At 66.4% G+C, this 24,817-nt stretch carries 24 protein-coding genes and 6 tRNA genes; 25 read left to right on the top strand and 5 right to left on the bottom strand.

Going from position 1 to position 24,817, the window contains the following annotated elements:
• Positions 1 to 56: 56 nt before the first annotated feature.
• From IB268_RS07205 to secF, 6 genes are all read left to right on the top strand, one after another.
• Positions 57 to 872 (top strand): IclR family transcriptional regulator, encoded by an 816-nt coding sequence (locus tag IB268_RS07205; RefSeq protein ID WP_054451550.1) that lies wholly within the window; start codon positions 57 to 59, stop codon positions 870 to 872.
• Positions 873 to 1,006: 134 nt separating this feature from the next.
• Entirely contained in the window at positions 1,007 to 2,065 is a 1,059-nt protein-coding gene (gene queA / locus IB268_RS07200; protein ID WP_054451551.1) for a tRNA preQ1(34) S-adenosylmethionine ribosyltransferase-isomerase QueA, read from the top strand.
• Complete coding sequence (gene tgt, locus IB268_RS07195) at positions 2,062 to 3,198, top strand: tRNA guanosine(34) transglycosylase Tgt (protein WP_054451552.1); 1,137 nt, start codon at positions 2,062 to 2,064, stop codon at positions 3,196 to 3,198. Before queA ends, tgt begins: the two co-directional genes overlap by 4 nt.
• Before the next feature lie 114 nt (positions 3,199 to 3,312).
• Positions 3,313 to 3,657 carry a preprotein translocase subunit YajC gene (gene yajC / locus IB268_RS07190; protein ID WP_054451553.1) on the top strand — a complete coding sequence of 115 codons (345 nt, stop codon included), beginning with the start codon at positions 3,313 to 3,315 and terminating at the stop codon, positions 3,655 to 3,657.
• Positions 3,658 to 3,768: 111 nt separating this feature from the next.
• On the top strand, positions 3,769 to 5,649 hold the full coding sequence (gene secD / locus IB268_RS07185; protein WP_054451554.1) for a protein translocase subunit SecD: 1,881 nt from the start codon (positions 3,769 to 3,771) through the stop codon (positions 5,647 to 5,649).
• A gap of 53 nt (positions 5,650 to 5,702) precedes the next feature.
• A complete protein-coding gene (gene secF, locus IB268_RS07180) occupies positions 5,703 to 6,638 on the top strand; it encodes a protein translocase subunit SecF (protein WP_054451555.1) in 936 nt (311 codons plus the stop codon).
• A gap of 46 nt (positions 6,639 to 6,684) precedes the next feature.
• Here the strand turns inward: secF and IB268_RS07175 are convergent, their stop codons facing one another.
• Positions 6,685 to 7,020, bottom strand: coding sequence for a hypothetical protein (locus IB268_RS07175; protein WP_175181897.1), 336 nt, complete (start codon positions 7,018 to 7,020; stop codon positions 6,685 to 6,687).
• 120 nt (positions 7,021 to 7,140) lie between these two features.
• Between IB268_RS07175 and IB268_RS07170 the strand changes: the two genes are divergently transcribed.
• The 5 genes from IB268_RS07170 to IB268_RS07150 all read left to right on the top strand — a co-directional run bounded on the left by IB268_RS07170 (position 7,141) and on the right by IB268_RS07150 (position 9,970).
• A complete protein-coding gene (locus tag IB268_RS07170) occupies positions 7,141 to 7,455 on the top strand; it encodes a helix-turn-helix transcriptional regulator (RefSeq protein WP_054451557.1) in 315 nt (104 codons plus the stop codon).
• Entirely contained in the window at positions 7,452 to 7,811 is a 360-nt protein-coding gene (locus IB268_RS07165; RefSeq protein ID WP_054451558.1) for an SRPBCC domain-containing protein, read from the top strand. The genes IB268_RS07170 and IB268_RS07165 overlap by 4 nt, the downstream gene beginning before the upstream one ends.
• Positions 7,812 to 7,855: 44 nt before the next feature.
• On the top strand, positions 7,856 to 8,461 hold the full coding sequence (locus IB268_RS07160) for an ATP-dependent Clp protease proteolytic subunit (protein WP_054451559.1): 606 nt from the start codon (positions 7,856 to 7,858) through the stop codon (positions 8,459 to 8,461).
• Positions 8,462 to 8,531: 70 nt separating this feature from the next.
• Positions 8,532 to 9,209 carry a VOC family protein gene (locus tag IB268_RS07155; protein ID WP_054451560.1) on the top strand — a complete coding sequence of 226 codons (678 nt, stop codon included), beginning with the start codon at positions 8,532 to 8,534 and terminating at the stop codon, positions 9,207 to 9,209.
• A 50-nt stretch (positions 9,210 to 9,259) separates the two neighbouring features.
• Positions 9,260 to 9,970, top strand: coding sequence for an alanyl-tRNA editing protein (locus IB268_RS07150; protein WP_175163586.1), 711 nt, complete (start codon positions 9,260 to 9,262; stop codon positions 9,968 to 9,970).
• Positions 9,971 to 10,160: 190 nt separating this feature from the next.
• Here IB268_RS07150 and IB268_RS07145 read toward each other — a convergent pair whose 3' ends face one another.
• The gene (locus IB268_RS07145) at positions 10,161 to 10,922 is read right to left on the bottom strand and encodes a phosphatase PAP2 family protein (RefSeq protein WP_192354023.1); all 762 of its coding nucleotides are present in this window, start codon (positions 10,920 to 10,922) and stop codon (positions 10,161 to 10,163) included.
• A 171-nt stretch (positions 10,923 to 11,093) separates the two neighbouring features.
• Between IB268_RS07145 and miaB the strand changes: the two genes are divergently transcribed.
• The 5 genes from miaB (at position 11,094) to lnt (ending at position 16,765) form a co-directional block, all read left to right on the top strand.
• Positions 11,094 to 12,527, top strand: a complete 1,434-nt coding sequence (gene miaB / locus IB268_RS07140) for a tRNA (N6-isopentenyl adenosine(37)-C2)-methylthiotransferase MiaB (RefSeq protein WP_054451562.1) — start codon at positions 11,094 to 11,096, stop codon at positions 12,525 to 12,527.
• On the top strand, positions 12,524 to 13,549 hold the full coding sequence (locus tag IB268_RS07135; RefSeq protein ID WP_054451563.1) for a PhoH family protein: 1,026 nt from the start codon (positions 12,524 to 12,526) through the stop codon (positions 13,547 to 13,549). Before miaB ends, IB268_RS07135 begins: the two co-directional genes overlap by 4 nt.
• The gene (gene ybeY / locus IB268_RS07130; protein ID WP_119451034.1) at positions 13,539 to 14,012 is read left to right on the top strand and encodes an rRNA maturation RNase YbeY; all 474 of its coding nucleotides are present in this window, start codon (positions 13,539 to 13,541) and stop codon (positions 14,010 to 14,012) included. The genes IB268_RS07135 and ybeY overlap by 11 nt, the downstream gene beginning before the upstream one ends.
• 237 nt (positions 14,013 to 14,249) lie before the next feature.
• Complete coding sequence (locus IB268_RS07125; protein ID WP_192354022.1) at positions 14,250 to 15,140, top strand: HlyC/CorC family transporter; 891 nt, start codon at positions 14,250 to 14,252, stop codon at positions 15,138 to 15,140.
• Positions 15,137 to 16,765: an apolipoprotein N-acyltransferase gene (gene lnt, locus IB268_RS07120; RefSeq protein WP_192354021.1), complete on the top strand. Its 1,629-nt coding sequence runs from the start codon at positions 15,137 to 15,139 to the stop codon at positions 16,763 to 16,765. Before IB268_RS07125 ends, lnt begins: the two co-directional genes overlap by 4 nt.
• A 7-nt stretch (positions 16,766 to 16,772) precedes the next feature.
• Here lnt and IB268_RS07115 read toward each other — a convergent pair whose 3' ends face one another.
• Positions 16,773 to 17,828, bottom strand: a complete 1,056-nt coding sequence (locus IB268_RS07115; protein WP_192354020.1) for an aldo/keto reductase — start codon at positions 17,826 to 17,828, stop codon at positions 16,773 to 16,775.
• A gap of 353 nt (positions 17,829 to 18,181) precedes the next feature.
• Between IB268_RS07115 and IB268_RS07110 the strand changes: the two genes are divergently transcribed.
• The 9 genes from IB268_RS07110 (at position 18,182) to IB268_RS07070 (ending at position 22,800) form a co-directional block, all read left to right on the top strand.
• A tRNA-Ala gene (locus tag IB268_RS07110) sits at positions 18,182 to 18,257 on the top strand.
• Positions 18,258 to 18,296: 39 nt separating this feature from the next.
• Positions 18,297 to 18,372, top strand: a tRNA-Glu gene (locus IB268_RS07105).
• 64 nt (positions 18,373 to 18,436) lie between these two features.
• Positions 18,437 to 18,513 (top strand) — tRNA-Asp (locus IB268_RS07100).
• A 102-nt stretch (positions 18,514 to 18,615) separates the two neighbouring features.
• Positions 18,616 to 18,691 (top strand) — tRNA-Ala (locus tag IB268_RS07095).
• 39 nt (positions 18,692 to 18,730) lie between these two features.
• A tRNA-Glu gene (locus tag IB268_RS07090) sits at positions 18,731 to 18,806 on the top strand.
• A gap of 71 nt (positions 18,807 to 18,877) precedes the next feature.
• Positions 18,878 to 18,954: transfer RNA gene (locus tag IB268_RS07085), tRNA-Asp, on the top strand.
• A gap of 215 nt (positions 18,955 to 19,169) precedes the next feature.
• On the top strand, positions 19,170 to 20,663 hold the full coding sequence (locus IB268_RS07080; RefSeq protein ID WP_054451568.1) for a PAS domain S-box protein: 1,494 nt from the start codon (positions 19,170 to 19,172) through the stop codon (positions 20,661 to 20,663).
• Between the two features lie 245 nt (positions 20,664 to 20,908).
• Positions 20,909 to 21,928, top strand: a complete 1,020-nt coding sequence (gene bioB / locus IB268_RS07075; protein ID WP_054452235.1) for a biotin synthase BioB — start codon at positions 20,909 to 20,911, stop codon at positions 21,926 to 21,928.
• Positions 21,925 to 22,800 carry an EamA family transporter gene (locus IB268_RS07070; RefSeq protein WP_175213130.1) on the top strand — a complete coding sequence of 292 codons (876 nt, stop codon included), beginning with the start codon at positions 21,925 to 21,927 and terminating at the stop codon, positions 22,798 to 22,800. The genes bioB and IB268_RS07070 overlap by 4 nt, the downstream gene beginning before the upstream one ends.
• A gap of 16 nt (positions 22,801 to 22,816) precedes the next feature.
• Here the strand turns inward: IB268_RS07070 and IB268_RS07065 are convergent, their stop codons facing one another.
• Positions 22,817 to 24,199, bottom strand: a complete 1,383-nt coding sequence (locus IB268_RS07065) for an MFS transporter (protein ID WP_054451570.1) — start codon at positions 24,197 to 24,199, stop codon at positions 22,817 to 22,819.
• A gap of 86 nt (positions 24,200 to 24,285) precedes the next feature.
• Positions 24,286 to 24,789, bottom strand: a complete 504-nt coding sequence (locus IB268_RS07060; protein WP_054451571.1) for a peroxiredoxin — start codon at positions 24,787 to 24,789, stop codon at positions 24,286 to 24,288.
• Positions 24,790 to 24,817: the final 28 nt, after the last annotated feature.

Here is a 24,817-nt window from a genome sequence, read left to right as displayed (position 1 = left end):
GACTGGCAAGCGCTGTATTTTTTAGTGATACACGTATTCTAATAAGAGACAAACTCATGTCAACAGATAGCAGCACGGGGATCCAATCAGCCGAAATCGCCCTGGACGTGCTGACGCGGCTGGCCGAATTGGGCGGCGCCCTGTCCGTGTCCGAGCTCGGCCGCAGCCTGGACATGCCGCGCGCCAAGGTGCACCGTTACCTGGTGTCGCTGGAGCGGCGCGGCTATGTGGAGCAGGACGCGGCCAGCGCCCGCTACCGGCTGGGCCCGCAGGCGCTGCACACCGGACTGGCGGCGCTGGCCGAAGTGGATTTCGTGAAGCTGGCGGCCGGCAGCCTGGACGGCCTGAGCGCCGCCATCGGCCAGACCGTGTTCATCTCGGTCTGGGGCCAGCACGGTCCCACCATCGTGCAATGGCGCGACGCGCGGCTGCCGGTGACCGTCAACGTGCGGGTGGGCTCGGTGCTGCCGCTGCTCAACAGCGCCACCGGCCGGGTCTTCGCCGCGTGGCTGCCCGAAGCCCTGGCCCTGCCGCGGGCGCTGTCCGAATGGGAGGCGCTGCAGGCGCATGATCCCGAGGCCGCCCGCAAGCTGGATGCGACTGAACCGCCCGCCGATCTCGCCGCCGCGCTGCGCCGCCAGTGGCAGGCGACCCGCAAGCGCGGCTACGCCAGCGTCAGCGGTCACCTGCTGCACGGCATCAATTCGGCCTCGGTGCCGGTGCTGGATGCCCAGGGTCATCTGGCCGGCGCCATCACCAGCCTGGGACTGCACGGGGGATTCGACCTGTCGGCCGACGGCGAACCGGTGCGGGCGCTGACGGCGGCGGCCGCGGATTGCTCGCGCCGGCTGGGCTGGAGCCCGGCGCGCTGAACCCAGCCGGGAGGCCCACCCGTCCCCAGGACCGGCAGCCCGATCTTGCGGGCGCTTTACAATACAGGGTTGCCCCGGGCCTGCCTGGCCCGTTTCCGCCCTCTTTTTGCCGCCCTTGCCGGACGGATAGCCGCGTGTCCCAGCCCCTCACCGTCGCCGATTTCAATTACGAACTGCCGCCCGAGCTCATCGCCCAGGCGCCCGCCGCCGAACGCACCGGCAGCCGCCTGCTGCACCTGGACGGCGCGGGCCAGCTGCACGACCGGCAGTTCGCCGACCTGGCCTCGCTGCTGCGTCCGCAAGACCTGCTTATCTTCAACGACACCCGCGTCATCAAGGCGCGGCTGAACGGCCACAAGATCACTGGCGGCAAGATCGAGGTGCTGGTCGAACGCATCACCGAACCCGACCGCGTCCTGGCCCATGTGCGCGCCAGCAAGTCGCCCGGTCCGGGCATGGTGCTGCGCCTGGCCGACGCCTTCGAAGCCACCGTGCTGGGCCGCGAAGGCGAACTCTTCGACATCCGCTTCCCAGGCCCCGTGCTGGACCTGCTGGACGCGCACGGCGCCACTCCGCTGCCGCCCTACATCACGCACGAAGCCGACACCGGCGACGACGAGCGCTACCAAACGGTCTACGCCCGCGAGCCCGGCGCCGTGGCCGCGCCCACCGCCGGCCTGCATTTCGACCAACCCACGCTGGACCGCCTGGCCGCGATGGGCGTGGAACGCGCCTTCGTCACGCTGCACGTGGGCGCGGGCACCTTCCAGCCGGTGCGCGTGGACAACCTGGCCGACCACGTCATGCACGCCGAATGGTTCACCGTGCCGCAAGCCACGGTCGACGCGATCGCCGCCGCCCGCAGCCGCGGCGGCCGGGTCATCGCCGTCGGCACCACCAGCGTACGAGCCCTTGAATCCGCCGCCGCCCAGACCGAAGGGCGCACCGCCCCCGGCCTGCCGCTGGCCGCCGCCCAGGGCGATACCCGCCTCTTCATCACCCCCGGTTACCGGTACCGCGTCATCGACGCCCTGGTCACCAACTTCCACCTGCCCCAGTCGACCCTGCTGATGCTGGTGTCGGCGCTGGCCGGCGTAGAACCGATACGCCGCGCCTACGCCCACGCCGTTGCCGAGCGCTACCGCTTCTTCAGCTATGGCGACGCCATGTTTATCGAGTCCCCCGCCCCATGACCGGACTGAATTTCGAACTGCTCGCCACCGACGGCGGCGCCCGCCGCGGCCGCATCACGCTGAACCACGGCGTGGTCGAGACGCCCATCTTCATGCCTGTGGGCACCTATGGCAGCGTCAAGGCCATGATGCCGCACGAACTGAAAGAGATCGGCTCGCAGATCGTGCTGGGCAACACCTTCCACCTGTGGCTGCGCCCGGGCACGGAAATCATGGAAAAGCATGGCGGCCTGCATGGCTTCATGCAGTGGGACAAGCCCATCCTGACCGATTCCGGCGGATTCCAGGTGTTCAGCCTGCAAGGCATGCGCAAGATCACCGAGGAAGGCGTCAAGTTCGCGTCCCCGATCGACGGCGCGCGGCTGTTCCTGACGCCGGAAGAATCCATGCGCATCCAGCGCTCGCTGAATTCCGACATCGTCATGGTGTTCGACGAGTGCACGCCCTATGAAATCGACGGCCGCCCCGCCACCGTCGAAGAGGCCGCCCGCTCCATGCGCATGTCGCTGCGCTGGGCGCGCCGCTCACGCGAGGAGTTCGACCGCCTGCAGAACCCCAACGCCCTGTTCGGCATCGTCCAGGGCGGCATGTACGAAGCCCTGCGCGACGAATCCCTGGCCGGACTGCAGGAGATCGGCTTCCACGGGTACGCCATCGGCGGCCTGTCGGTCGGCGAGCCCAAGGAAGACATGATGCGCATCCTGGCGCATGTCACGCCCAAGCTGCCGGCCCAGGCGCCGCGCTACCTGATGGGCGTAGGCACGCCGGAAGACCTGGTCGAAGGCGTGAGCCGCGGCGTCGACATGTTCGACTGCGTCATGCCGACCCGCAACGCCCGCAATGGCTGGCTGTTCACGCGCTTTGGCGACGTCAAGATCCGCAACGCCAAGTACCGCGACGACACCCGACCGCTGGACCCCAGCTGCAGCTGCCATACCTGCGCGAATTTCTCGCGGGCCTACCTGCACCACCTGCAGCGCGCCAACGAAATCACCGGCGCGCGCCTGAACACCCTGCACAACCTGCATTTCTATCTGACCATCATGAAGGAAATGCGCGAAGCCATCGCCGAAGGCCGCTTCGACGCCTGGCGCGCGCAGTTCGCGGCAGACCGGGCGCGGGGGGTGGATTAGAATTTCAGGACCTATATACAATAGTCGGCTTGCCCTATCCATGGCTCGCGCGGGGATGGGCGCAGAAAAACACTAGATACAAACACCCAAACAGACTAAACGCAGGAGAATTCAATGTCCGTTATCGATACCGCCAGCCTCGTCGTGGCTCAGGCCGCCGCCCCCGAGGGTAACGCGCTGATGGGCATGCTGCCCATCATCCTGATGTTCGTGATCCTCTACTTCCTGATGATCCGTCCCCAGATGAAGCGCCAGAAGGAACACCGCAACCTGATCGCCGCCCTGGCCAAGGGCGACGAAGTGGTCACCGCCGGCGGCATGCTCGGCAAGGTCACCAAGGTCAACGACAGCTACGTCACCGTCGAAGTCTCCGAACTGGCCGACAAGCCGGTCGAAGTGATCATGCAGAAGTCCTCGGTCTCGACCGTGCTGCCCAAGGGAACCATCAAGGCCCTGTAAGCGTCCCACAGGAGCCCCCATCGGGCTCCTGTTGCTTGATGGCCCTGTCGCCGCCCGCCGCGCTTGCCGCCCGGGCGGCCCTTTCATCACTTTTACATGAAGTAGCCGGCAATGAACCGCTATCCCCTTTGGAAGTACATTACGGTCCTGGTCGCGGTCATCATCGGCCTGCTGTACACGCTTCCCAACTTCTACGGCGAATCCCCGGCCGTCCAGGTTTCCAGCGCCAAGGCCACGATCAAGGTCGATCCCGCCATGCTGAGCCGGGTCGAACAGATCCTGACCGACGCCAAGATCCCCAATGAAGGGGTCTATTACGAACAGAACGGCACGCTCGGCACCGTGCGCGCCCGCTTCACGTCGACCGACCTGCAGCTGCAGGCGCGCGACCTGATCGACAAATCCCTCAACACCGTCGCCGGCGACCCCCACTACACGGTCGCGCTGAACCTGCTGCCCGCTTCGCCCGCATGGATGCGCGCGCTGGGCTGGTTCGCGCCCAAGCCGATGTACCTGGGCCTGGACCTGCGCGGCGGCGTGCACTTCCTGCTGCAAGTGGACATGCAGGGCGCCCTGACCGCCCGCTACGACTCCCTGGCTGCCGACGTGCGCTCCGTGCTGCGCGACCAGAAGGTCAACGTGGCCGGCGTCGAACGCTCGGGCATGGCCATTGCCGCCACCTTCGCCAATACGGACGACCGCGACCGCGCCATTTCCACGCTGCGCAGCCGCCTGCCCGACCTGGAATTCACCGAGCGCATGGAAAACGGCAAGCCGCTGCTGATGGCTGCGCTGAACCCGGCCGCCGTCACCCGCGTGCAGGATTCCGCGCTCAAGCAGAACATCAACACGCTGCACAACCGGATCAACGAACTGGGCGTGGCCGAACCGGTCATCCAGCAGCAAGGCGCCGACCGCATCGTGGTACAGCTGCCCGGCGTGCAGGACGTGGCCAAGGCCAAGGAACTGCTGGGCCGCACCGCCACGCTGGAAATCCGCATGGTCGACGACTCCCCCGCCGCGCAGGCCGCGTTGCTAGGCGGCAGCGTGCCTTTCGGCCTTGAACGCTACAACGACCGCGACGGCCGTCCCATCCTGGTCCGCCGCCAGGTCATCCTGACCGGTGAAAACCTGCAGGACGCTCAGCCCGGCCGCGACTCGCAGACCCAGCAGGCCGCCGTCCACCTGACCCTGGACTCCAAGGGCGCCCGCATTTTCCGCGACGTCACCCGCGACAACATCGGCAAGCGCATGGCCATCCTGCTGTTCGAAAACGGCAAGGGCGAAGTGGTCACGGCCCCGGTCATCCGCGGCGAAATCGCCGGCGGCCAGGTGCAGATCTCGGGCAGCATGAGCTCCGAAGAGGCCGCCGACACCGCGCTGCTGCTGCGCGCCGGCGCCCTGGCTGCGCCCATGTCCATCATCGAGGAACGCACCATCGGCCCGAGCCTGGGCGCGGACAACATCGCCAAGGGCTTCTACTCGACGCTGTACGGCTTCCTGGCCATCGCCGCCTTCATCATCCTGTACTACCACCTGTTCGGCGTGTTCTCCACGATCGGCCTGACCATGAACGTGCTGCTGCTGCTGGCGCTGCTATCCATGCTGCAGGCCACGCTGACCCTGCCGGGCATCGCGGCAATCGCGCTGACGCTGGGCATGGCCATCGACTCGAACGTGCTGATCAACGAGCGGATACGCGAGGAACTGCGCGCAGGCGCAAGTCCGCAGCAAGCCATCCATCACGGCTTCGAACGCGCCTGGGGCACCATTCTCGACTCGAACCTCACCACGCTGATCGTGGGCCTGGCGCTGCTGGCCTTCGGTTCCGGCCCGATCCGGGGCTTCGCCGTGGTGCACGTGCTGGGCATCCTGACCTCGATGTTCTCGTCGGTGGTGGGTGTGCGCGCGCTGGCCAACCTCTGGTACGGCCGCAAGAAGAAGCTCACGTCGATCTCCATCGGTGAAGTCTGGAAACCGAAGACCAACTGAACATGAGCGCGGGCGGCCCGGCCGCCCGCCACAGATAAAGCCTAAGGCGAAAAATGGAATTTTTCCGTATTCACCGCACCATCCCGTTCATGCGCCACGCGCTGGTGCTGAACATCATCAGCCTCGTCACATTCCTGGCGGCTGTTTTCTTCATCGTCACGCGCGGCTTCCACCTGTCGATCGAATTCACCGGCGGCACGGTCATGGAAGTCAACTACGCCCAGACGGCGCAGCTTGAAAACGTGCGTGGCGTGGTCTCCAAGCTGGGCTACACCGACTTCCAGGTGCAGAACTTCGGCACCTCGCACGACGTCATGATCCGCCTGCCGTTGCAGGAAGGCCAGACCTCGGCCACGCAGAGCGAAACCGTCATGGCCGCGCTGAAGACCGCCGACTCCGGCGTCGAACTGCGCCGCGTCGAGTTCGTGGGCCCGCAGGTGGGCCAGGAGCTGCTGCACAACGGCCTGATGGCCCTGCTGGTCGTGGTCATCGGCATCATGGTCTACCTGGGCTTCCGCTTCGAATGGAAGTTCGCCGTCGCCGGCGTGATCGCCAACCTGCACGACGTGGTGATCATCCTGGGCTTCTTCGCCTTCTTCCAGTGGGAATTTTCGCTGTCGGTGCTGGCGGGCGTGCTGGCGGTGCTGGGCTACTCCGTGAACGAATCCGTGGTCATCATGGACCGGATCCGCGAGAACTTCCGCAAGTACCGCAAGGCGGACGTGCATGAAGTCATCAACAGCGCCATCACGCAGACCATCTCCCGGACCATCATCACCCACGGTTCCACGCAGATGATGGTGCTGGCCATGCTGTTCTTCGGCGGCCCCACCCTGCACTACTTCGCCATGGCCCTGACCATCGGCATCTGGTTCGGCATCTACTCGTCGGTGTTCGTGGCCGCGGCCCTGGCCATGTGGCTGGGCGTCAAGCGCGAAGACCTGGTCAAGCCGGTCAAGAAGGAAGGCGAGGAAGGCGAAGCCGCCTGATCCGTTTCCGCTTGAAGACAAACCCGCCGCAATCACGGCGGGTTTTTTATTGCGCGGCGCTTGCCGTCTTACGCCTGGCCAGGAACCGCAGGGCCAAGCCGCTCGGAACCACGGCGAACTGCAGCAAGCCGGCGTAGAGCCAGGCCCAGGTCCAGCGGAAACGCCACGGAATGAATTCAGGCACCCCGTTGTCGTCAAAGTACGGGTCATGAATGACCAGCGCCAGGCCGACCAGATACGAAAGCACAAGGCATCCCGCCACGAACAGCCACCGCCGCGTAGCCGGGGCCTTCCAACCAAGACGCCGGCCATGCACGGCGCCGGCCGCCAGGCTGATCAGCAGGCTGGCCGCGAACAAGACGGGGAATAGAAGAAAAGCCACGGCGTCGCTCCCGACTGCAGGTCCGGCGCCATTGTGCCAGCCGCGATCGCAAATGGCTCTCGGACGCGCACAGGGTGCTTTCCGCTTGACCAACACATAAGTATTGACTAATGTATTGTCATGCTCGAAACCGACATTTTCAAGGCCCTGGCCGATCCGACCCGCCGTGCCATCTTCGAAAAGCTCGCCGCCGGCGGCATGAACGCCAGCGCCCTGCGCGTCGGCATGGAGATCAGCCAGCCAGCCATGTCGCAGCACCTTGCGGTGCTGCGCAAGGCCCGCCTGGTGCGCGAGGAAAAACAAGGCCGTTTCGTGAACTATGAAGTCGACCCCGACGGGCTTGCGCTCATCGCCGGATGGCTGGCGAAGTACCGCGCCTACTGGCCGGCCCGCATCGAAGCCCTGAACGCCCTGCTCAAGGACATGGACCAATGAAGCCGACCGCGCCGCAAGACCCGCCCCAGGACATCGTGCTCGAATACGAACTCGACGCGCCGCCCGAAAAAGTCTGGCGCGCCATCAGCATCCCCGAATTCCGCGAGCAATGGCTGCCTGGACGGGCGCTGGCCAGCGCCGAACCCGCGGACGCGACGCCTGCCGAAGAAATCCAATACCGCATGCGCGACGAGGAGCCGCCTTTCCTCGAAAGCCTGGTGACCTTCCAGATCCGGCCCGTGGCCGACGGCCGCACGCTCCTGCGCATCATCCACGCGCTGGACGACGCGCGGTTCGAACGCCGCGGGCGCCCGGCCGCCAACGACGCCGGCCCCTTCCTCATGCGCGCCGCCTGAACCCGGCCCAAGCGCAAGGCAATCGCAACCCAGGAGATTCGTCCATGCAGGACGTGATGCAATACGTACCCATGGTGGTCGAGCAGTCCGGCCGCGGCGAGCGGTCCTTCGACATCTATTCGCGACTGCTGCGCGACCGCATCATCTTCCTGAACGGCGAAGTCAACGACTCGGTGTCGGCGCTGGTCTGCGCCCAGCTGCTGTTCCTGGAATCCGAGAACCCCACCAAGCCCATCCATCTCTACATCAACTCCCCTGGCGGCGTCATCACCAGCGGCCTGGCCATGTACGACACCATGCAGTTCATCACTGCGCCGGTGCACACGCTGTGCATGGGCACGGCGCGCTCCATGGGCTCGTTCCTGCTCATGGCGGGCGAACCCGGCGAACGATGCGCGCTGGCCAATGCCAGCGTGCACGTGCATCAGCCTTTAGGCGGCTTCCAGGGCCAGGCCTCGGACGTGCTCATCCACGCCGAGGAAATGCGCAGGACCAAGGACCGCGTCACGCGCGTCTACGCCCAGCACTGCGGACGCAGCTACGAAGACGTAGAGCGCACACTGGACCGCGACTGCTACATGAGCGCGGAGGAAGCGCTGGAATGGGGCCTGATAGACCGGGTGCTGAAGCGCCGGGACCTGGGCGTCTGACACTGTACCGCCCGCCCCCGTCGCGCTGTACGGGTACGGATCCGCGCGGATTCGCTACCATAGCCGGACCATGAAACTCGTCATCGATCACCTCGTCATCGCCGCCGCGGACCTGGACAGCGGCACCGAATACGTCGCAGCACTGCTCGGCATCGCCCCCTCGGGCGGCGGCGCGCATCCGCGCATGGGCACCCACAACCGGGTGCTGGGCATGGCCGGCGGCATCTACCTCGAAGTCATCGCCATCGATCCTCAGGCCCCGGCGCCTGCGCGGCCACGTTGGTTCGGGCTGGATCAGGACGCCGTCCGCGCCCGCATCGCCCAGGGTCCCTACCTGGCGCATTGGGCGGCGCGGGTCGAAGCGCCGCTGGATCTGACGCGTATGCAGGCGGAGCATCCCGCACGCATCCCGCCCGCCATTCCCATGGAACGCGGGCAGTTGCGCTGGCGGCTGACGGTGCCCGACGACGGCAGCCTGCCCGCCTGGCGCGAAGCGGGCCATGCGGCCGGCGACGGTCTGCTGCCCACGCTGATCCAGTGGGACGTGGCCGACTACCCCGGCGTCAGCCTGCCGCGCCAGCACCTCACACTCAAGCAACTGTCCGGCAGCCATCCGCAGGCCGGGCTGCTGCGCCAAGGGCTGGCCTGGCTGGGCGCGGACCACCTGATCCAGGTGGAACAGGTCGACGGCCCGCCCCGCCTGAGCGCACAGATCGAAACGGCCGGTGGCCTGAAGATCCTGGCCTGATCGTCCGCCCCGCCTTGCAAAAAAAACCAGAACATCCGGAGACCCTTTACATGAATGCCACCCGCAAGCGATTCGACGAAGACCCTTACCTGGACCGATGCGAGGCCACCGTGATCGCGGTCAGCCCCGAGGGCGTCGAACTGGACGAGACTGTCTGCTACGCGCGCAGCGGCGGCCAGGCGGGAGACAGCGGCACTTTGACGCTGGCCGACGGCCGCGCGCTGACGCTTGCCGACACCGTCTACGCCGAAGACCGCAAGCGCATCCTGCACGTGCTGGAAGGCGGCATCGCACCGCAAGTGGGCGACCGCGTCTCGGTGACCATCGACTGGCCGCGGCGCCACCGCCTCATGCGCCTGCACACCTGTCTGCATCTGCTGGGCGCGCTGGTGCCCGCCCCCGTGACCGGCTGCAGCATTTCACCCGACTCCGCGCGCGTCGACTTCGACCTGCCCGAATCCACGCTGGACAAGGCCGACCTGACCGAACGCCTGAACGCCTTGATCCAGGCCCGCACCGGCGTCAGCATCAACTGCATCACGCCCGAGGAACTGGCCGCCGAACCCGACCTGGTGCGTACCGTGGGCGCTGCGCCCCCGGCCGGCACCGCCAGCATACGCATCGTCGAAATCCCGGGCGTGGATCGCCAGCCCTGTGGTGGCACGCACGTGGCCAACACCGGCGAGATCGGCGCGGTGATCGTTACGAAGATCGAGAAAAAGAGCCGCACCAACCGGCGCGTGGTGGTGAATTTCGCGTAAGGCGTAGTCTGGAGCCCGCCCCTGGCCGGAATCATGTATGTGTTGTTCGGCCGCCCGCGCGGCCGAACAACACGGGCAGCCCACGACTCGCCCCCGACCACAGCTCCCGCAGCGCAACAGACCAATACGCACGCCGCCCGCGACGACGGGCGACCTACGAAGCACAACCCAACGTCAGCAACAGCAAACCTTACTTCTTCCACCAGCGCCAGGGCGCGCGCAGGGGCCACTGATATCCGGCGCCCAGCACACGGGGCGCCAGCACGTGCCCGACCAGCACCGCAATGCCCGCGGCCGTCATCACGTCCGACAGATAGTGGTCCAGGTTGACCAGCCGGCTCATCGCCACCAGCGCCGCCAGCAGCAGGAAGACCCAGCGCCAGCGCGGCGCCAGGATGCCCAGCACCACTGCCACGGCAAATGCCGCATAGGTGTGGCTGGAGGGGAAGGAGTTGTACAGCTGGGCGCGCGAGAACGACTCGCCCACCCCGTAGATGCCTTTTTCGAAGAACAGCTCGGGACGCGCCCGCGCCACCGAACGCTTGAGCACCAGCACCACCAGTCCGCCTACCGCCAGGGTCGACAGCATCAGCAGGCTGCCGCGCGCCATGCTGGCGTAGCTCATGCGCACCGGATTGCGCCAGCCGCGCGCCAGGCCGACCAACCCGATCACGTAGAAGGCCAGCGCCACGCCGATATAAGGGCCGCTTTCGCCGAGTTCACCGATCCATTCGAAGGATTCGTTCACGCCTTCAGATACCGACTGCTTGATCCACACCGCCAGCGGCAGGTCCACCCACAACGCGCACGCGCTGGCGGCCAGCGCCAGGGCGCAGCCCAGCAGCACCCAGGTCAGCGCGGAAAAGGGGTTGCGGAACTGGTCCGGCGTGGGGCCGGCTGAGGCGTCGGATACGGGAGCGGCCGCCGAAGGCGTCAGGGGATTGCTGTTCATCGATACCGCTATCGGGAAATGAGAAACGTTCCTGGGCTGCAAAATCAGCCCAGCACGCTATCGTAACGGCCTGCGCGCGCCAGACCAAGAAGCAAATGCGGGCAAGGGTTAAAATCCCGGGTTTCCTACCATTCTCTGCCCCCGGGATCTACACCCGTCACGGCGACCATCATGCAAGAAACCACCCTCAAGCGCGCCGACGCCGCGCCCGACGGCGCCAGCGCCGCCCTCCCCGCCGCGGACGCCGGCTCCCCCCGCAAGCTGTACATCCGCACCTTCGGCTGCCAGATGAACGAGTACGACTCGGACAAGATGGCCGACGTGCTGCGCGGCGACCAGGGCCTGGAACTCACCGACAACCCGGAAGATGCCGACGTCATCCTGTTCAACACCTGTTCGGTGCGCGAGAAGGCGCAGGAAAAGGTCTTCTCGGACCTGGGCCGCGTGCAGCACCTGAAGAAGACCAATCCCAACCTGGTGATCGGCGTGGGCGGCTGCGTGGCCAGCCAGGAAGGCGAAGCCATCGTCAAGCGCGCGCCCTACGTGGACGTGGTGTTCGGTCCGCAGACGCTGCATCGCCTGCCGGACCTGATCAAGCGCCGCCGCGACGAAGGCCGCTCGCAGGTGGACATCAGCTTCCCCGAGATCGAAAAGTTCGACAACATGCCGCCGCCCCGCGTGGACGGCGCCACGGCGTTCGTGTCCATCATGGAAGGCTGTAGCAAATACTGCAGCTTCTGCGTCGTGCCCTACACGCGCGGCGAGGAAGTCTCGCGCCCCTTCGAGGACGTGCTGGTGGAGGTCGCCGACCTGGCCGACCAGGGCGTGAAGGAAGTGACGCTGCTGGGCCAGAACGTCAACGCCTACCGCGGCCGCATGACCGACAGTGACGAGATCGCCGACTTCGCCATGCTGCTGGAATACGTGCACGAAATCCCGGGCATCGAGCGCATCCGCTACACCACCTCGCACCCCAAGGAAATGACCCAGCGCATGGTGGACGCCTACGCCCGCCTGCCCAAGCTGGTGTCCTTCCTGCACCTGCCGGTGCAGGCCGGCAGCGATCGCGTGCTGGCGGCCATGAAGCGCGGCTACACCACCCTGGAATTCAAGTCGGTGGTGCGCCGCCTGCGCGCCGCCCGCCCCGACCTGACGCTGTCCTCGGACTTCATCGTGGGCTTTCCCGGCGAAACCGAGGAAGACTTCGAAAAGACCATGAAGCTGATCGAGGACGTCGGCTTCGACACCTCGTTCTCGTTCGTGTATTCGCGCCGCCCGGGCACGCCCGCCGCCGACCTGCACGACGACACGCCGCAAGACGTGAAGCTGCGCCGCCTGCAGCGCCTGCAGGCGCTGATCAACGAGCAGGCGGCCACGATCGCCCGCAACATGGTCGGCACGCGCCAGCGCCTGCTGGTCGAAGGCCCCTCGCGCCGCGACCCGAACGAACTGATGGGCCGCACCGAGAACAACCGCATCGTGAACTTCGCCGCGCCCGCGCGGCTCATCGGACAAATGGTCGACGTCATCATCACCGAAGCGCACACCAATTCGCTGCGCGCCCGGGTCGCCGACGTGGACCGCACTCCCCAAGAGGCCGAATGACCACTCCCCGCTCCCGCGCCCGCCGCAGCATGCCCATCGTCGTCACCCTGGACGGCGACAATACCCATCTGGCCAATCTCTGCGGCCCGCTGGACGAAAACCTGCGGCAGCTGGCCGACGGCATGAACGTCAAGCTCTCGCGCCGCGGCAGCCGAGTCACCATCGAAGGCGAACTCGCGGAACTCGCCGGCCGGATACTGCGCCGGTTCCACGAACAGGCCGTGCACCGCGCCCTGTCGGTCGACGACATCCAGCTCGGGCTGGTCGAGATCGGCGTCGGGCGGCAGGAACAGGAACTGAAGGAAGAGCAGGCCCGCGAGGCCGACCCGCTGCCCGCCCTGGACGACGAAAGCGACAGCATCGCCCTGCGCACCAAGCGCAGCGACCTGCGTCCGCGCACGCCGCGCCAGCGCGACTACCTGAACAACATCCTCAAGCACGACATCACCTTCGGCGTCGGTCCCGCCGGCACCGGCAAGACCTGGCTGGCCGTGGCCTGCGCCATCGACGCAATGGAGCGCGACACCGTGCAACGCCTGGTGCTGACACGCCCCGCGGTCGAAGCCGGCGAACGCCTGGGCTTTCTGCCCGGCGACCTGGCGCAGAAGGTGGACCCGTACCTGCGCCCGCTGTACGACGCGCTGTACGACCTGATGGGCTTCGAAAAGGTGCAGCGCCTGTTCGAAAAGCAGACCATCGAAATCGCGCCGCTGGCCTACATGCGCGGCCGCACGCTCAACCATGCCTTCGTCATCCTGGACGAAGCGCAGAACACCACGCCGGAACAGATGAAGATGTTCCTGACGCGGATCGGCTTCGGCAGCAAGGCGGTCATTACCGGCGACCCGTCGCAGGTGGACTTGCCGCGTGGCCAGGACAGCGGCCTGGCGCATGCGGTGAAGGTGCTGCACGACGTGCAGGGCATCGCCACCACCCGATTCACCAGCCGAGACGTCGTGCGCCATCCCCTGGTCGCCCGCATCGTCGACGCCTACGACCGCGCCGCAGAAGATGAAACCTGAACTGTCCCTGTCCGTGCAATACGGCGTCGAGGAAGCCCGCCTGCCCCGCTGGCGCCTGCGCCGCTGGGCCGAACGCGCGCTGGCGGGCGCGGCCGACGACGGCCTGGTCGCGTTTTCCGCGGCGGAGCTGAGCTTGCGGCTGGTTGGCGCGGCCGAAGGCCGGCGCCTGAACCGCGACTTCCGCGGCCGCGACTATGCCACCAATGTGCTGACCTTCGAATACGGCGTGGATCCGCTGGGCGTTGCGCGCGGCGACATCGTCATGTGCGTGCCGGTGCTGGTGCGCGAGGCCCGCGAACAGCGCAAGGCGCTCCTGGACCACGCCGCCCATCTCACCATCCACGGCGTGCTGCACGCGCTGGGCTACGACCACATCAAGGCCCGCGACGCCAAGCGCATGGAGGCCCTGGAGACCGCCACGCTGGCCGCCATGCGCATCGCCGATCCTTACATGGCAGCCTGACTCGCGGACTCGGGTCAACCCTGAGAAAAATTGGCCCCCACGCTGCGCGCCTTAGGCGCTTGCTGCCCCCCGAGGGGGCGATTTTTGCCTTGGGGCGGCCCGGCGGCAAAAATTGCCGAAAAATGGCGTCCAGCAAGGCGCAGATGGCGGCGGTTCCCCTCATTTTGAGGGCCGCCGTTACAAATTGCAGGCCAGTATCGGTTATGCTGGGCCCTCCATAACTTGTCCTCCCGGACGATGTCTGACCCTTATCCTGCTCCCGAAGCGACGCCTGCTCGCTCCTCCAAACCCGCCGCCAAATCCCTTCTAGACCGCCTGCTTTCCCTCGTGCGCCGCGAGCCCGAGGACCGCGAAGGCATCAAGGCCGTTCTGGAAGCCGCGCACGAACGCCAACTGCTCGACGCGGAATCCTACAAGATGATCAAGGGCGCGCTCGCCGTGTCCGAAGGCACCGTGGGTGACATCATGGTCCCGCGTTCGCGCATGGATCTGCTGGACGTCACGCAGCCCATTCCCTACCTGGTCGCCTCGGTCATCGAGACCGCCCACTCGCGCTTCCCCGTCTACGAAGGCGATCGCGACAACATCATCGGCATCCTGCTGGCCAAGGATCTGCTGCGCTGCATGCTGGAACCCGGCATCGAGGTGCGCACGCTGGTGCGGCCCGCCGTCTTCATCCCCGAATCCAAGCGCCTGAACGTGCTCCTGCACGAGTTCCGCGCCAGCCGCAACCACCAGGCCATCGTCATCGATGAGCATGGCGGCATTTCCGGCCTGGTGACGATGGAAGACGTGCTGGAACAGATCGTCGGCGATATCGAAGACGAATTCGACGAAACCGAGGAAGACTCGATTTTCCCCGAAGGCGAAAACCAGTGGCGCGTCCTGGCGGCCACCGACATCTCGCACTTCAACGACGTGTTCGGCTGCCAGTTGCCCGACGACGAGTACGACAGCGTCGGCGGCTGGATGGGCGGACAACTGGGCCGCATCCCGCGCCGCGGCGACATCGCCGAATTCGACGGCCTGCGCCTGGAAGTGGCCCGCGGCGACGCGCGCCGCGCCATCTGGCTGCGCGTCAAGCGCAACGCCGCATCCCAAGCCCCCCGCTCCTCCGAAGACGCATGACCCAGTCCCCGCGCAGCCATAAACTGCGCGGCGCCGCCGGCCTGGTGCTGGCGGGCGCCGCGCACGCCCTGACTTTTTCGCCCGGTCCCCTGCCGGATTGGGCGTTGGCGGCCACACAGGTCCTGATGCTGGCCATCGTTGCGCGCGTGACCCTGTATGCGCCCTCGGCCAAACAGGCCTGGCTGCGCGGCTGGCTGTTCAGCTTCGCCAGCTACTCGCTGGGCCTCTACTGGATTTTCATCAGCCTGCACCGCTACGGCGATCTGGCCGCGCCGCTGGCCGTGGCCGCGGTGCTGGCGCTGTCGGCCTTCCTGGCGCTGTTCCCGGCCACGGCCAGCGCGCTGGCGCGCCGCTACGCGCCGCTGGAGCCGAGCTCTCCGCCCTCCCGCATACTGTCGGGCACGCTGGCCTGGGCTGCGATGTGGGCGGCCTTCGAATGGCTGCGCGCCGTGCTGCTGACGGGCTTTCCCTGGCTCAATATCGGTTACGCGCAAGTCGATAGCCCCATCGCAGGCTGGGCGCCGCTGCTTGGCGTGCACGGCATGGCCTTCCTGGCCGCCTTCGTCGCCGCTGCCCTCGCCAGCCTCTGGCAGCCCTCGCGTAAAAGCGGGACTGGCTCGCGCCACGCCCTGGCCGCCGGTATCGCGCTGGCCCTGGCCGCCGCTGGCTGGCCGCTGTCCCGCATCGACTGGTCCACGCCGTCCGGCGATCCGCTGAACGTGCGCCTGGTCCAGGGCAACATCGAGCAGTCGCAGAAGTTCGACCCCGCCCTGCTCGACCAGAGCCTGGTGCGCCACCTGGACCTGGCAGCCATGCCGCCGGCTCCCGGCGTGCCCGCGCCGCAGTTGATCATCTTGCCGGAAACCGTGCTGCCCATCTTCCAGGACCAGCTGGATCCGCGCGTCTGGGCGGTCTGGCGCGACCTGGCCGCCCAGCGCAATACCACCATCGCCATGGGCGTGCCGCTGCACGACCGCGTCAATGGCCGCGAGCGCTACACCAACAGCGTCATGGGCTTTGACGGCAATACCCCGGTCGAACAGCTCGTGGCCGGCACCACCGCCATGCGCTACGACAAGCGCCACCTGGTGCCCTGGGGCGAATACGTACCGCCCGGATTCCACTGGTTCGTCGACATGCTGAACATTCCGCTGGGCGACTTCGATCGCGGCGCGGTACGCCAGACGCCCTTCGCGGTCGGCGGCCAGCACATCGCGTTCAACATCTGCTACGAAGACCTGTTCGGACCCGACCTGTTGCCCGCGCTGCAACCCGGCCCCAACGGCGAACCGGGCGCGACGATACTGGTGAACGTGAGCAACCTGGGCTGGTTCGGCGACTCCTGGGCCTTGCGCCAGCATCTGCAAATCGGCCGGCTGCGCACCATGGAAACGGCGCGGCCCATGCTGACCTCCACCAACACCGGCATCACCGCCGCCATTGACGCCAAAGGCCGCGTCGCGGCCCAGCTCGCGCCGCTGCAGGCCGGTGTGCTGCCGGTGGCCGTGCAAGGCATGACGGGGCTGACGCCATACGCCCGCTTTGGCGACAAGACGGCACTGGCCCTGATCGGCCTGGCGCTGATCGCTGCGTTCGGCAGCGGCCGCAAGACGCGTCGCGCCTGAGGCGCCCTCAAGCGAACAGATTCGCCGGCAGCGCGCCGCTCTCCCCGGGCGGGCGCAGCGGCCCGCTTCCGGCGCCGGTACGCTCGATCGCGTCCGCGATGGCGTCCATGTCATCGCCATCCAGTTCCAGCGACGCTGCGCCCAGCAGTCCATTCACCTGAGCCGCGCTGCGGGCGCCCACGATCGCGCCCGTGACGCCCGGCCAGGCCAGCGTCCAGGCCGCCGCCACGGCCGCCACCGTGGCGCCGTGGCGTTCGGCGATGGGCTTGAACGCATCGGCCAGCGCCAGGTTGCGCTCGATACCGGGCGAGGCGAACTCCGCGTTGCGCGCGCGCCAATCATCCGCCGGCAGAGCGCGGGCGCGCTCCACGCTGAAGGCGCCGGTCAGCAGGCCGGACTGCATCGGGCTGTAGACGATCACGCCCGTGCCGTTACGTTCGCACCACGGAATCAGCTCCGCGCCCGCGGCGCGCTGAATGGCCGAAAACGGCGGCTGCAGCGTATCCACATGCCCCAGCGCTTCCGCCTGCTGCAGCTGCGCAAGATTGTGGTTGGACAGGCCCACCGCCCTGACCTTGCCCTCCCGCTTCAAATCCAGCAGTTCCTGCCAGTACACCTCCAGCGGCGTGCCATCGCCCGCCGGCCAGTGCATCTGGTAGAGATCGATGCGTTCGACGCCCAGCCGGCGCAACGAATCTTCGACTTCGCGCCGGATGCTGGCCGGCGCGCCGGTGCGCCGCGGCATCGCCTGCGGCTGTTCCGCAGACCAGGTCAGGCCGCACTTTGTGAACACGTAAGGCCGGGCGTCAGGCGCCATCTGCGCCAGCGCGCGGCGCACGATCTCCTCGGAATGCCCCAGGCCGTACACCGCCGCGGTATCGATCCAGTTGATGCCGCGCTCGACGGCCCGGCGGATCGCCGCCACCGAATCGGCGTCGTCCTGCGGCCCCCACCCCACCGCCCAACCGCTGCCGCCGATGGCCCAGGCGCCCAGCCCGATGCGGGTGATGTCCATGCCGCTCTGGCCCAGCGGGCGTGTGGGGAACGAAGTCTTGCTGCTCATGGCGATGTCCGTGTGTGCGGGTCCGGCGCAAAAAATGCCGGATCGACGAAAAAAATTTCCGCTCACGATAGCATTCTCACAAGTCTTTGATTTACTTGATTTCTGCATCAATCACGCTAGCTCAAGCTGAGCAATAAAAGCGCAAAATCGGCCCTAAAATGCCTTCCAGCCCCCTTTTTTTCACGACTTTTTAGCTTTTTGCCTCATCGCGACTTGCACACCCAATTTAGTTCGTGCATAATCTCGTTTCTTCGCCAACGGCACTAAACAAAACCGGCAACGAACTACGAAAAAGCACTCGGTAAAACGTGTGTTCGGTTTCGTAAAACGTTGAACGGGCTGATTAGAAAGACGGGGGTATAGCTCAGCTGGGAGAGCGCTTGCATGGCATGCAAGAGGTCAGCGGTTCGATCCCGCTTACCTCCACCAGTCAACGGCGAAGGATGCAGTACCAGTTTGCAAGTCCAAGTCCCCTTCGTCTAGAGGCCTAGGACATCACCCTTTCACGGTGAGTACAGGGGTTCGAATCCCCTAGGGGACGCCAGTTCTTCTGGCAGCAGTATGTAGTGATGCAGTTGAAGTGACAATGTAGTTGAGTACGCCGCTGCGGAGCGGTAGTTCAGTTGGTTAGAATACCGGCCTGTCACGCCGGGGGTCGCGGGTTCGAGCCCCGTCCGCTCCGCCAAAGCTCTCGCTCAGAGTCTTTCAAGAGCTCCGTTTTCGGGGCTTTTTTGCTTTATATAGTGTGAGACCTTGTTGTCTGTAGTTTGGGGCATCGAGGATCCTGGGGGGTATAGCTCAGCTGGGAGAGCGCTTGCATGGCATGCAAGAGGTCAGCGGTTCGATCCCGCTTACCTCCACCAGTAAGCAGTACGGTAGTAAAGTAGTTCTGTTTTGTTCAGGTCCCCTTCGTCTAGAGGCCTAGGACATCACCCTTTCACGGTGAGTACAGGGGTTCGAATCCCCTAGGGGACGCCAGTCTTTCTGGCATGTAGTACCAAACTGCCTTGACACCGCAGTGCATTGAAGAAGTCAGAGTAAACCGCTGCGGAGCGGTAGTTCAGTTGGTTAGAATACCGGCCTGTCACGCCGGGGGTCGCGGGTTCGAGCCCCGTCCGCTCCGCCAAGCACATCACGCAGTTCGCAAGCGCCTCGGCCTTGCCAGCCATAGAAAGCTCCGGTTTCCGGAGCTTTTTTGCATTCCGGCCCGCATCATCTAGCGGCAGCCATCTTCCCCGCCATTGCCCCCTACGCTCAGACTCGTCCATTTCGCCATCTGGACAGCCTTTCAGTGCGCCTTCATTCTCTTTGCGTCGTGCCCTGCGAAAAGAAGAGGACTACGTGACCGCGAACGCCGCCGCTCCCCATCCGCACCGCCAGCATCTGCAACGCATCATCGCAGGCCTGAACGAAGGCATCATCCTGCTCGAAGCGGACGGCGCCATCGCCTGGGCCAATGCCAGCGCGCTCAAGCTGCATGGCACCGATAACCTGGATGAACTGGGCGGCACGCCAGCCGGCTACCGCAAGCGCTACAGCCTCAGCTACCGCAATCATCACCGCGTGCCAGCGCGCCAATATCCGCTGGACCTGCTGGCCGCGGCCGAGCCGTTCGACGAACTGCTGCTGGACCTGGAACGCAAGGACGATGACGCGTTCCTGCGCAACATACGCGCCAGCGGCCTGAACCTGGACGGCAGCGAAGGGACCGACTACCGCGTCCTGATCCTGCATGACCAGACTGAGCAGATCAATGCCGAAGTACGCTTCGAGCGCGCCTTCGGCGCCAATCCCGCGCCCGCCCTCATCTGCCGCCTGTCCGACCTGCGCTATGTGAAGGTGAACCAGGGCTTCCTGGAGATGACCGGCTATGCACGCGACGCCATCGTGGGCAGGTCGGCCTATGAGCTGGACGTGCTGGACGGCGGCGACGACAAGGACAACGCGATCGCCAGCCTCAACGAGGGGCAGACCATTGCGCAGCGCGAGGGCGCGTTGAAACTGGCGGACGGCAGCGTGAAGTTCGTCATCGTCGCGGGCCAACCCATCGACATGCAGGGCGAGCCATGCATGCTGTTCACCTTCATCGACCTCGAGGCCCGCAAGCGCACCGAACTGGCCCTGCGCGAAAGCGAGGAACGCTTCTCCAAGACATTCCGCCTCGCGCCCGTGCCCATGGCCGTCTGCGAGGGCGAGACCCTGCTGGCGCTGGACCTCAACGACGCTTTTGCCACGGCCGCCGGCGCCTCTGCGCAGGACGGCATAGGCCAGACGCTGACCGGATTGGGGCTCCAGCTCGCCGAAGATCTGGAGGCCAGCCTCAAGCGCGGTGAAAGCGCCCGCAACCGCGAGGTGGCATTGGCTGCCCGGGACGGCAGCCGGCTGGATTGCCTGCTGTCGGCCGAACCCGTGACTATCGGCGGGCAGCCGCGCGTATTGCTGGCGGTCCAGGACATCACGGAACGCAAGCGCTCCGAGGCGGAACTGCTGACGGCGATCGAGGCCGTCATGCAGGACACTTCCTGGTTCAGCCGCAGCGTCATCGAAAAGCTGGCGCAACTGCGTGAGCCGGCACCCGCCACCCGCGACGTGGCAGAACTGGCGCAGCTCACTTCCCGCGAACGCGAGGTGCTGGGCCTGATGTGTCAAGGCCATGACGACGAGGGCATTGCCCGGCAGTTGAAGCTGTCGCGCAACACGGTGCGCAACCACGTGGCCACGATCTACAGCAAGATCGGCGTGCACCGCCGCAGCGCGGCCATTGTGTGGGCGCGCGACCGCGGCATCACCGGGCATGAACAGGCGCAGACGCGAAACAAGCGCGCCAAGGGCTGACATCCCTCGACTATTTACAATTTGATTCAAAATAAACGGCTGCCCGGCGTCCCCGAAGATGTGCGCCACTTAGAAGTCGAAGCCCCTCAAAATCTTCCATTTCCAACAAAAATCACAGCAACAGGCCGTTAATTTCGGCCACGCAGCCTGCATTGCGCAAACCCTGCGCAGCTTCTTACGATCCGCCGATCCTGCCCTTGCCCGACAAGCGGCGCGATCCCCGCAAGACCGAAAGGAGCCCATCCGTGCAGACCGCCTACATTCCCGTCCCGACCGTCGCCAAACCGACCGCCGCCCCCGCCTGGAGCGCCGCCGACATCATGGCGCTCTACGAGTTGCCGTTCATGGATCTGGTGTTCCGGGCGCAGCAGACGCACCGCGCTCATTTCGATCCCAACGCCATCCAGCTGTCCAGCCTGCTGTCGATCAAGACCGGCGGCTGTCCCGAGGACTGCGCCTACTGCCCGCAGTCCTCGCACTACGACACCGGCCTGGACGCCGACAAGCTGATGCCCCTGGCGGACGTGGTGGCAGCGGCCCGCAAGGCCCAGGAAGGCGGCGCACAGCGCTTCTGCATGGGCGCCGCCTGGCGCAGCCCCAAGCCGCACCACCTGGAGGCGGTGGCCGAGATGGTCAGCGCGGTGAAGGCCCTGGGCCTGGAGACCTGCGTGACGCTGGGCATGCTGCGCGAGGGCCAGGCCGAACAGCTCAAGAGCGCGGGCCTGGATTACTACAACCACAACCTCGACACCTCGCCCGAGTTCTACGGCAAGATCATCTCCACCCGCACCTACCAGGACCGGCTGGACACGCTGGACCGGGTGCGCGACGCCGGCATCAACGTGTGCTGCGGCGGCATCGTCGGCATGGGCGAATCGCGCCGCGAGCGCGCCGGCCTGATCGCCCAGTTGGCCAACATGGAGCCCTATCCCGAGTCCGTGCCGATCAACAACCTGGTGCAGGTGGAAGGTACGCCGCTGGCCGGCGTCGAAGCCCTGGACCCGTTCGAGTTCGTGCGCACCATTGCCGTGGCCCGCATCGCCATGCCGCGCGCGGCCGTGCGCCTGTCCGCCGGCCGCGAAGCCATGGATGACGCGTTGCAGGCCCTGTGCTTCATGGCGGGCGCCAACTCCATGTTCTACGGCGACGCCCTGCTGACCACGGCCAATCCGCAGATGGAAGCCGACCAGCGCCTGCTGCAGCGCCTGGGCATGCGCATCGACGCCGCCCAGCACACGCACCACGACGCCACGGCATGCCGTTGACTCCCGGCCTCCTCTACCTGCTGGCCAGCGTCGCCTGCAGCGTCACCGTGGCCGTGCTGCTGAAGCTGGCGCGGCGCTATCAAGTCGACGTGCGCCAGGCCATCGCCATGAACTATGCGGTGGCCGCCCTGCTCTGCTGGGCCGTGCTGCGCCCGGACCCGGCGGCGCTGCTGACCCCACAGACGCCGTGGCTGGTGCTGGCCGCGCTGGGCGTACTGCTGCCCAGCGTGTTCCTGGCGATGGCGGCGGCCGTACGTCATGCCGGCATCGTGCGCAGCGACGCGGCGCAGCGCCTGTCCCTGTTCATCCCGCTGCTGGCGGCCTTCCTGCTGTTCGGCGAACCGGTAAGCGGCCGCAAGCTGGCCGCGACCCTGCTGGCCGCCAGCGCCTTGTACTGCCTGCTGCGCCGCGCACCCCGCGCGCAGACGCCGGGCGAGGACACGGCCGCAAGCAGCCGCGCCATGTGGCTGTGGCCGCTGGTGGTCTGGGTGGGGTATGGCGTCATCGACATCCTGTTCAAGCAGATGGCGCGCGCGGGCACCGCTTTCGCGGGCGGGCTGCTGCTGGCCTTCCTCGTCGCCGGCGTGCTGATGCTCTGCTACCTGCTGTGGCGCCGGGTGCGCTGCCAGCTTCGGCACCTGGCCGCGGGTGCGGCGCTGGGACTGGCGAACTTCGGCAACATCCTGACCTACATCCGCGCGCACCAGTCGCTGCCCGAGCACCCCGCGCTGGTGTTCGCGTCCATGAACATGGGCGTGATCACCCTGGGCACGCTGGTCGGCGCACTGGCCTTCCGCGAACCGCTGACCCGGCTGAACTTGCTGGGCATCGCGCTGGCGCTGGCTGCCATCGTGCTGATGGCGCCCTGGTAAGGACGCGACCCCGGCCTCAGGTGCCGGTGCGCCTCTGGCGGCCGTCTTCAGCCGCGTCGTCCGCCACATCCGCCGCGGCATCGCCAGGCGGTTCCGCAGCGGGCGGCTCAGTGGCTGCCACGGGCGCCACTTCGGGCTGCACCATTTCCATGGCGATGTCGGTTGCAGGATCCACGCGCGGATCCAGCACCGCCGCGGCGGGCGAGCTCTGCAGCGTGTCCGGCATGGGCACGAAATGCGTGGGCGCTTCTTCCACCTGATGCGCGCCGGTGACGCGCGTGGGACGCACATGCCAGACCAGGATCAGGGCGCAGGCGGAGATGAACACGTAGTACATGCTGGGGCCGGCCAGGGACATCAGCACCCCGGCAATCATCGGCCCTACGCATGCACCGACCCCGTAGGTCATGAGCAGCACGGCCGACAGGCTGACCCGGCGCTCGGATTCCACGTGATCGTTGGCGAACGCCGCGCCCAGCGGGTACAGCGTGAACTGCAGCACGCCGAAGACACAGGACATGGCCACCAGTGCCCAGTACGGCAGCACGATCCAGCCCCACATGACCACCGGCAGCAGCACCAGCAGCAGCGCATTGAAGCGGATCAGACCGGCGCGGTTGATGCGGTCGGAAAGCCAGCCCATGGGCCATTGCGACAGCAGGCCGGCGGTCACTGCAGCGGCCACGAAAATCGCCGCCTGCGAGGTGGACAGGCCATGCTTGGCGCCATAGACGGCCGCCAGGCCATAGAACGCGCCGGAAAGGTTGCCGGCCACGAACAACACCGTCATCGACAGCGGCACGCGCCGCATGAAGAAGCGTATGTCCAGCGGCGCCGGCAGCGGCGTGGGCGGGTGCGAGCGCGCGGTGACGGCGATAGGCACCAGGCACAGCACCAGGCACATGGCCACCAGCGTCAGCGGCCGCAGGTCCAGCGTGGCATAGGCCGTCAGGGCCAGTTGGCCCAGCACGGTGCCCAGGCCGGACACGACCATGTAGACGGAGAAGACGCGCCCGCGCTGGTGATTTTCGGTCTGCTCGTTGAGCCAGCTTTCGATGACCATGAATTCGGTCACCATCACGATGCCCGAAATGACGCGGAACACCAGCCACAGCGGCATGGATTCGACCAGCGTCTGGGCCAGGATCATGCTGGTGGCCACCGCCGCACAGGCGACGAACGCCCGGATGTGGCCCACGCGGATGATGAGTTTGTGCCCCAGGCGGGCGCCGCACACCAGGCCCAGGTAGTAGCCGGCGATCAGGGCGCCGATCCACACCTCGCTGACAGACTGCGCTGTCAGCCTGAGCCCCATATAGGTGTTGAACAGACCCGTGCCGATGAGCATCAGCAAGGTCGCGAAGTAAAGCGACGAAAAGGAGGAAATGGTGGCGAGCATGGCGTCGGCAACCGCTGCTGGCGGCAGCGCAACAGGCCACGAAAGCGGCCCGCTGCGCTAAGCGGTAAAACAGGAACTGCGTGGGATCAGACTTGCGACAGCATCGTGGCGGCGTCGCTGACTTCGAACTTGCCGGGGCCTTCGACGTTCAGCTGCTTGACCACACCGTCGACGATCAGGGCCGAGTAGCGCTGCGAGCGCACGCCCATGCCGCGCTGGATCAGGTCCAGCTCCAGGCCCAGTTCCTTGGTCCACAAGGCGGAACCGTCGGCCAGCATGCGGACCTTGCCTTCGGTCTTCTGCTCGCGGCCCCAGGCGCCCATGACGAACGCGTCGTTGACCGACACGCACCAGATTTCATCGACGCCCTTGGCCTTCAGGGCCGCAGCCTGTTCCACATAGCCCGGCAGATGCTTGGCCGAGCAGGTGGGCGTGAAGGCGCCCGGCAGGGCGAACAGCGCAATGGTCTTGCCGCGGGTCAGGTCGGCGACCTGGAACGCGTTGGGGCCCAGCGAGCAGCCGGCGGTTTCGGTTTCGATGAATTCGGTCAGGGTGCCGTCCGGCACGCGATCGCCGACTTTGATCGTCATGTAGATCTCCAGGAGGAATAGGGGCAAT

The sequence above is a fragment of the Achromobacter sp. ACM01 genome, from assembly GCF_014851745.1.
GTDB classification, from domain to species: domain Bacteria; phylum Pseudomonadota; class Gammaproteobacteria; order Burkholderiales; family Burkholderiaceae_B; genus Achromobacter; species Achromobacter aegrifaciens.
This window is presented reverse-complemented; position numbering and strand designations above follow the sequence as displayed.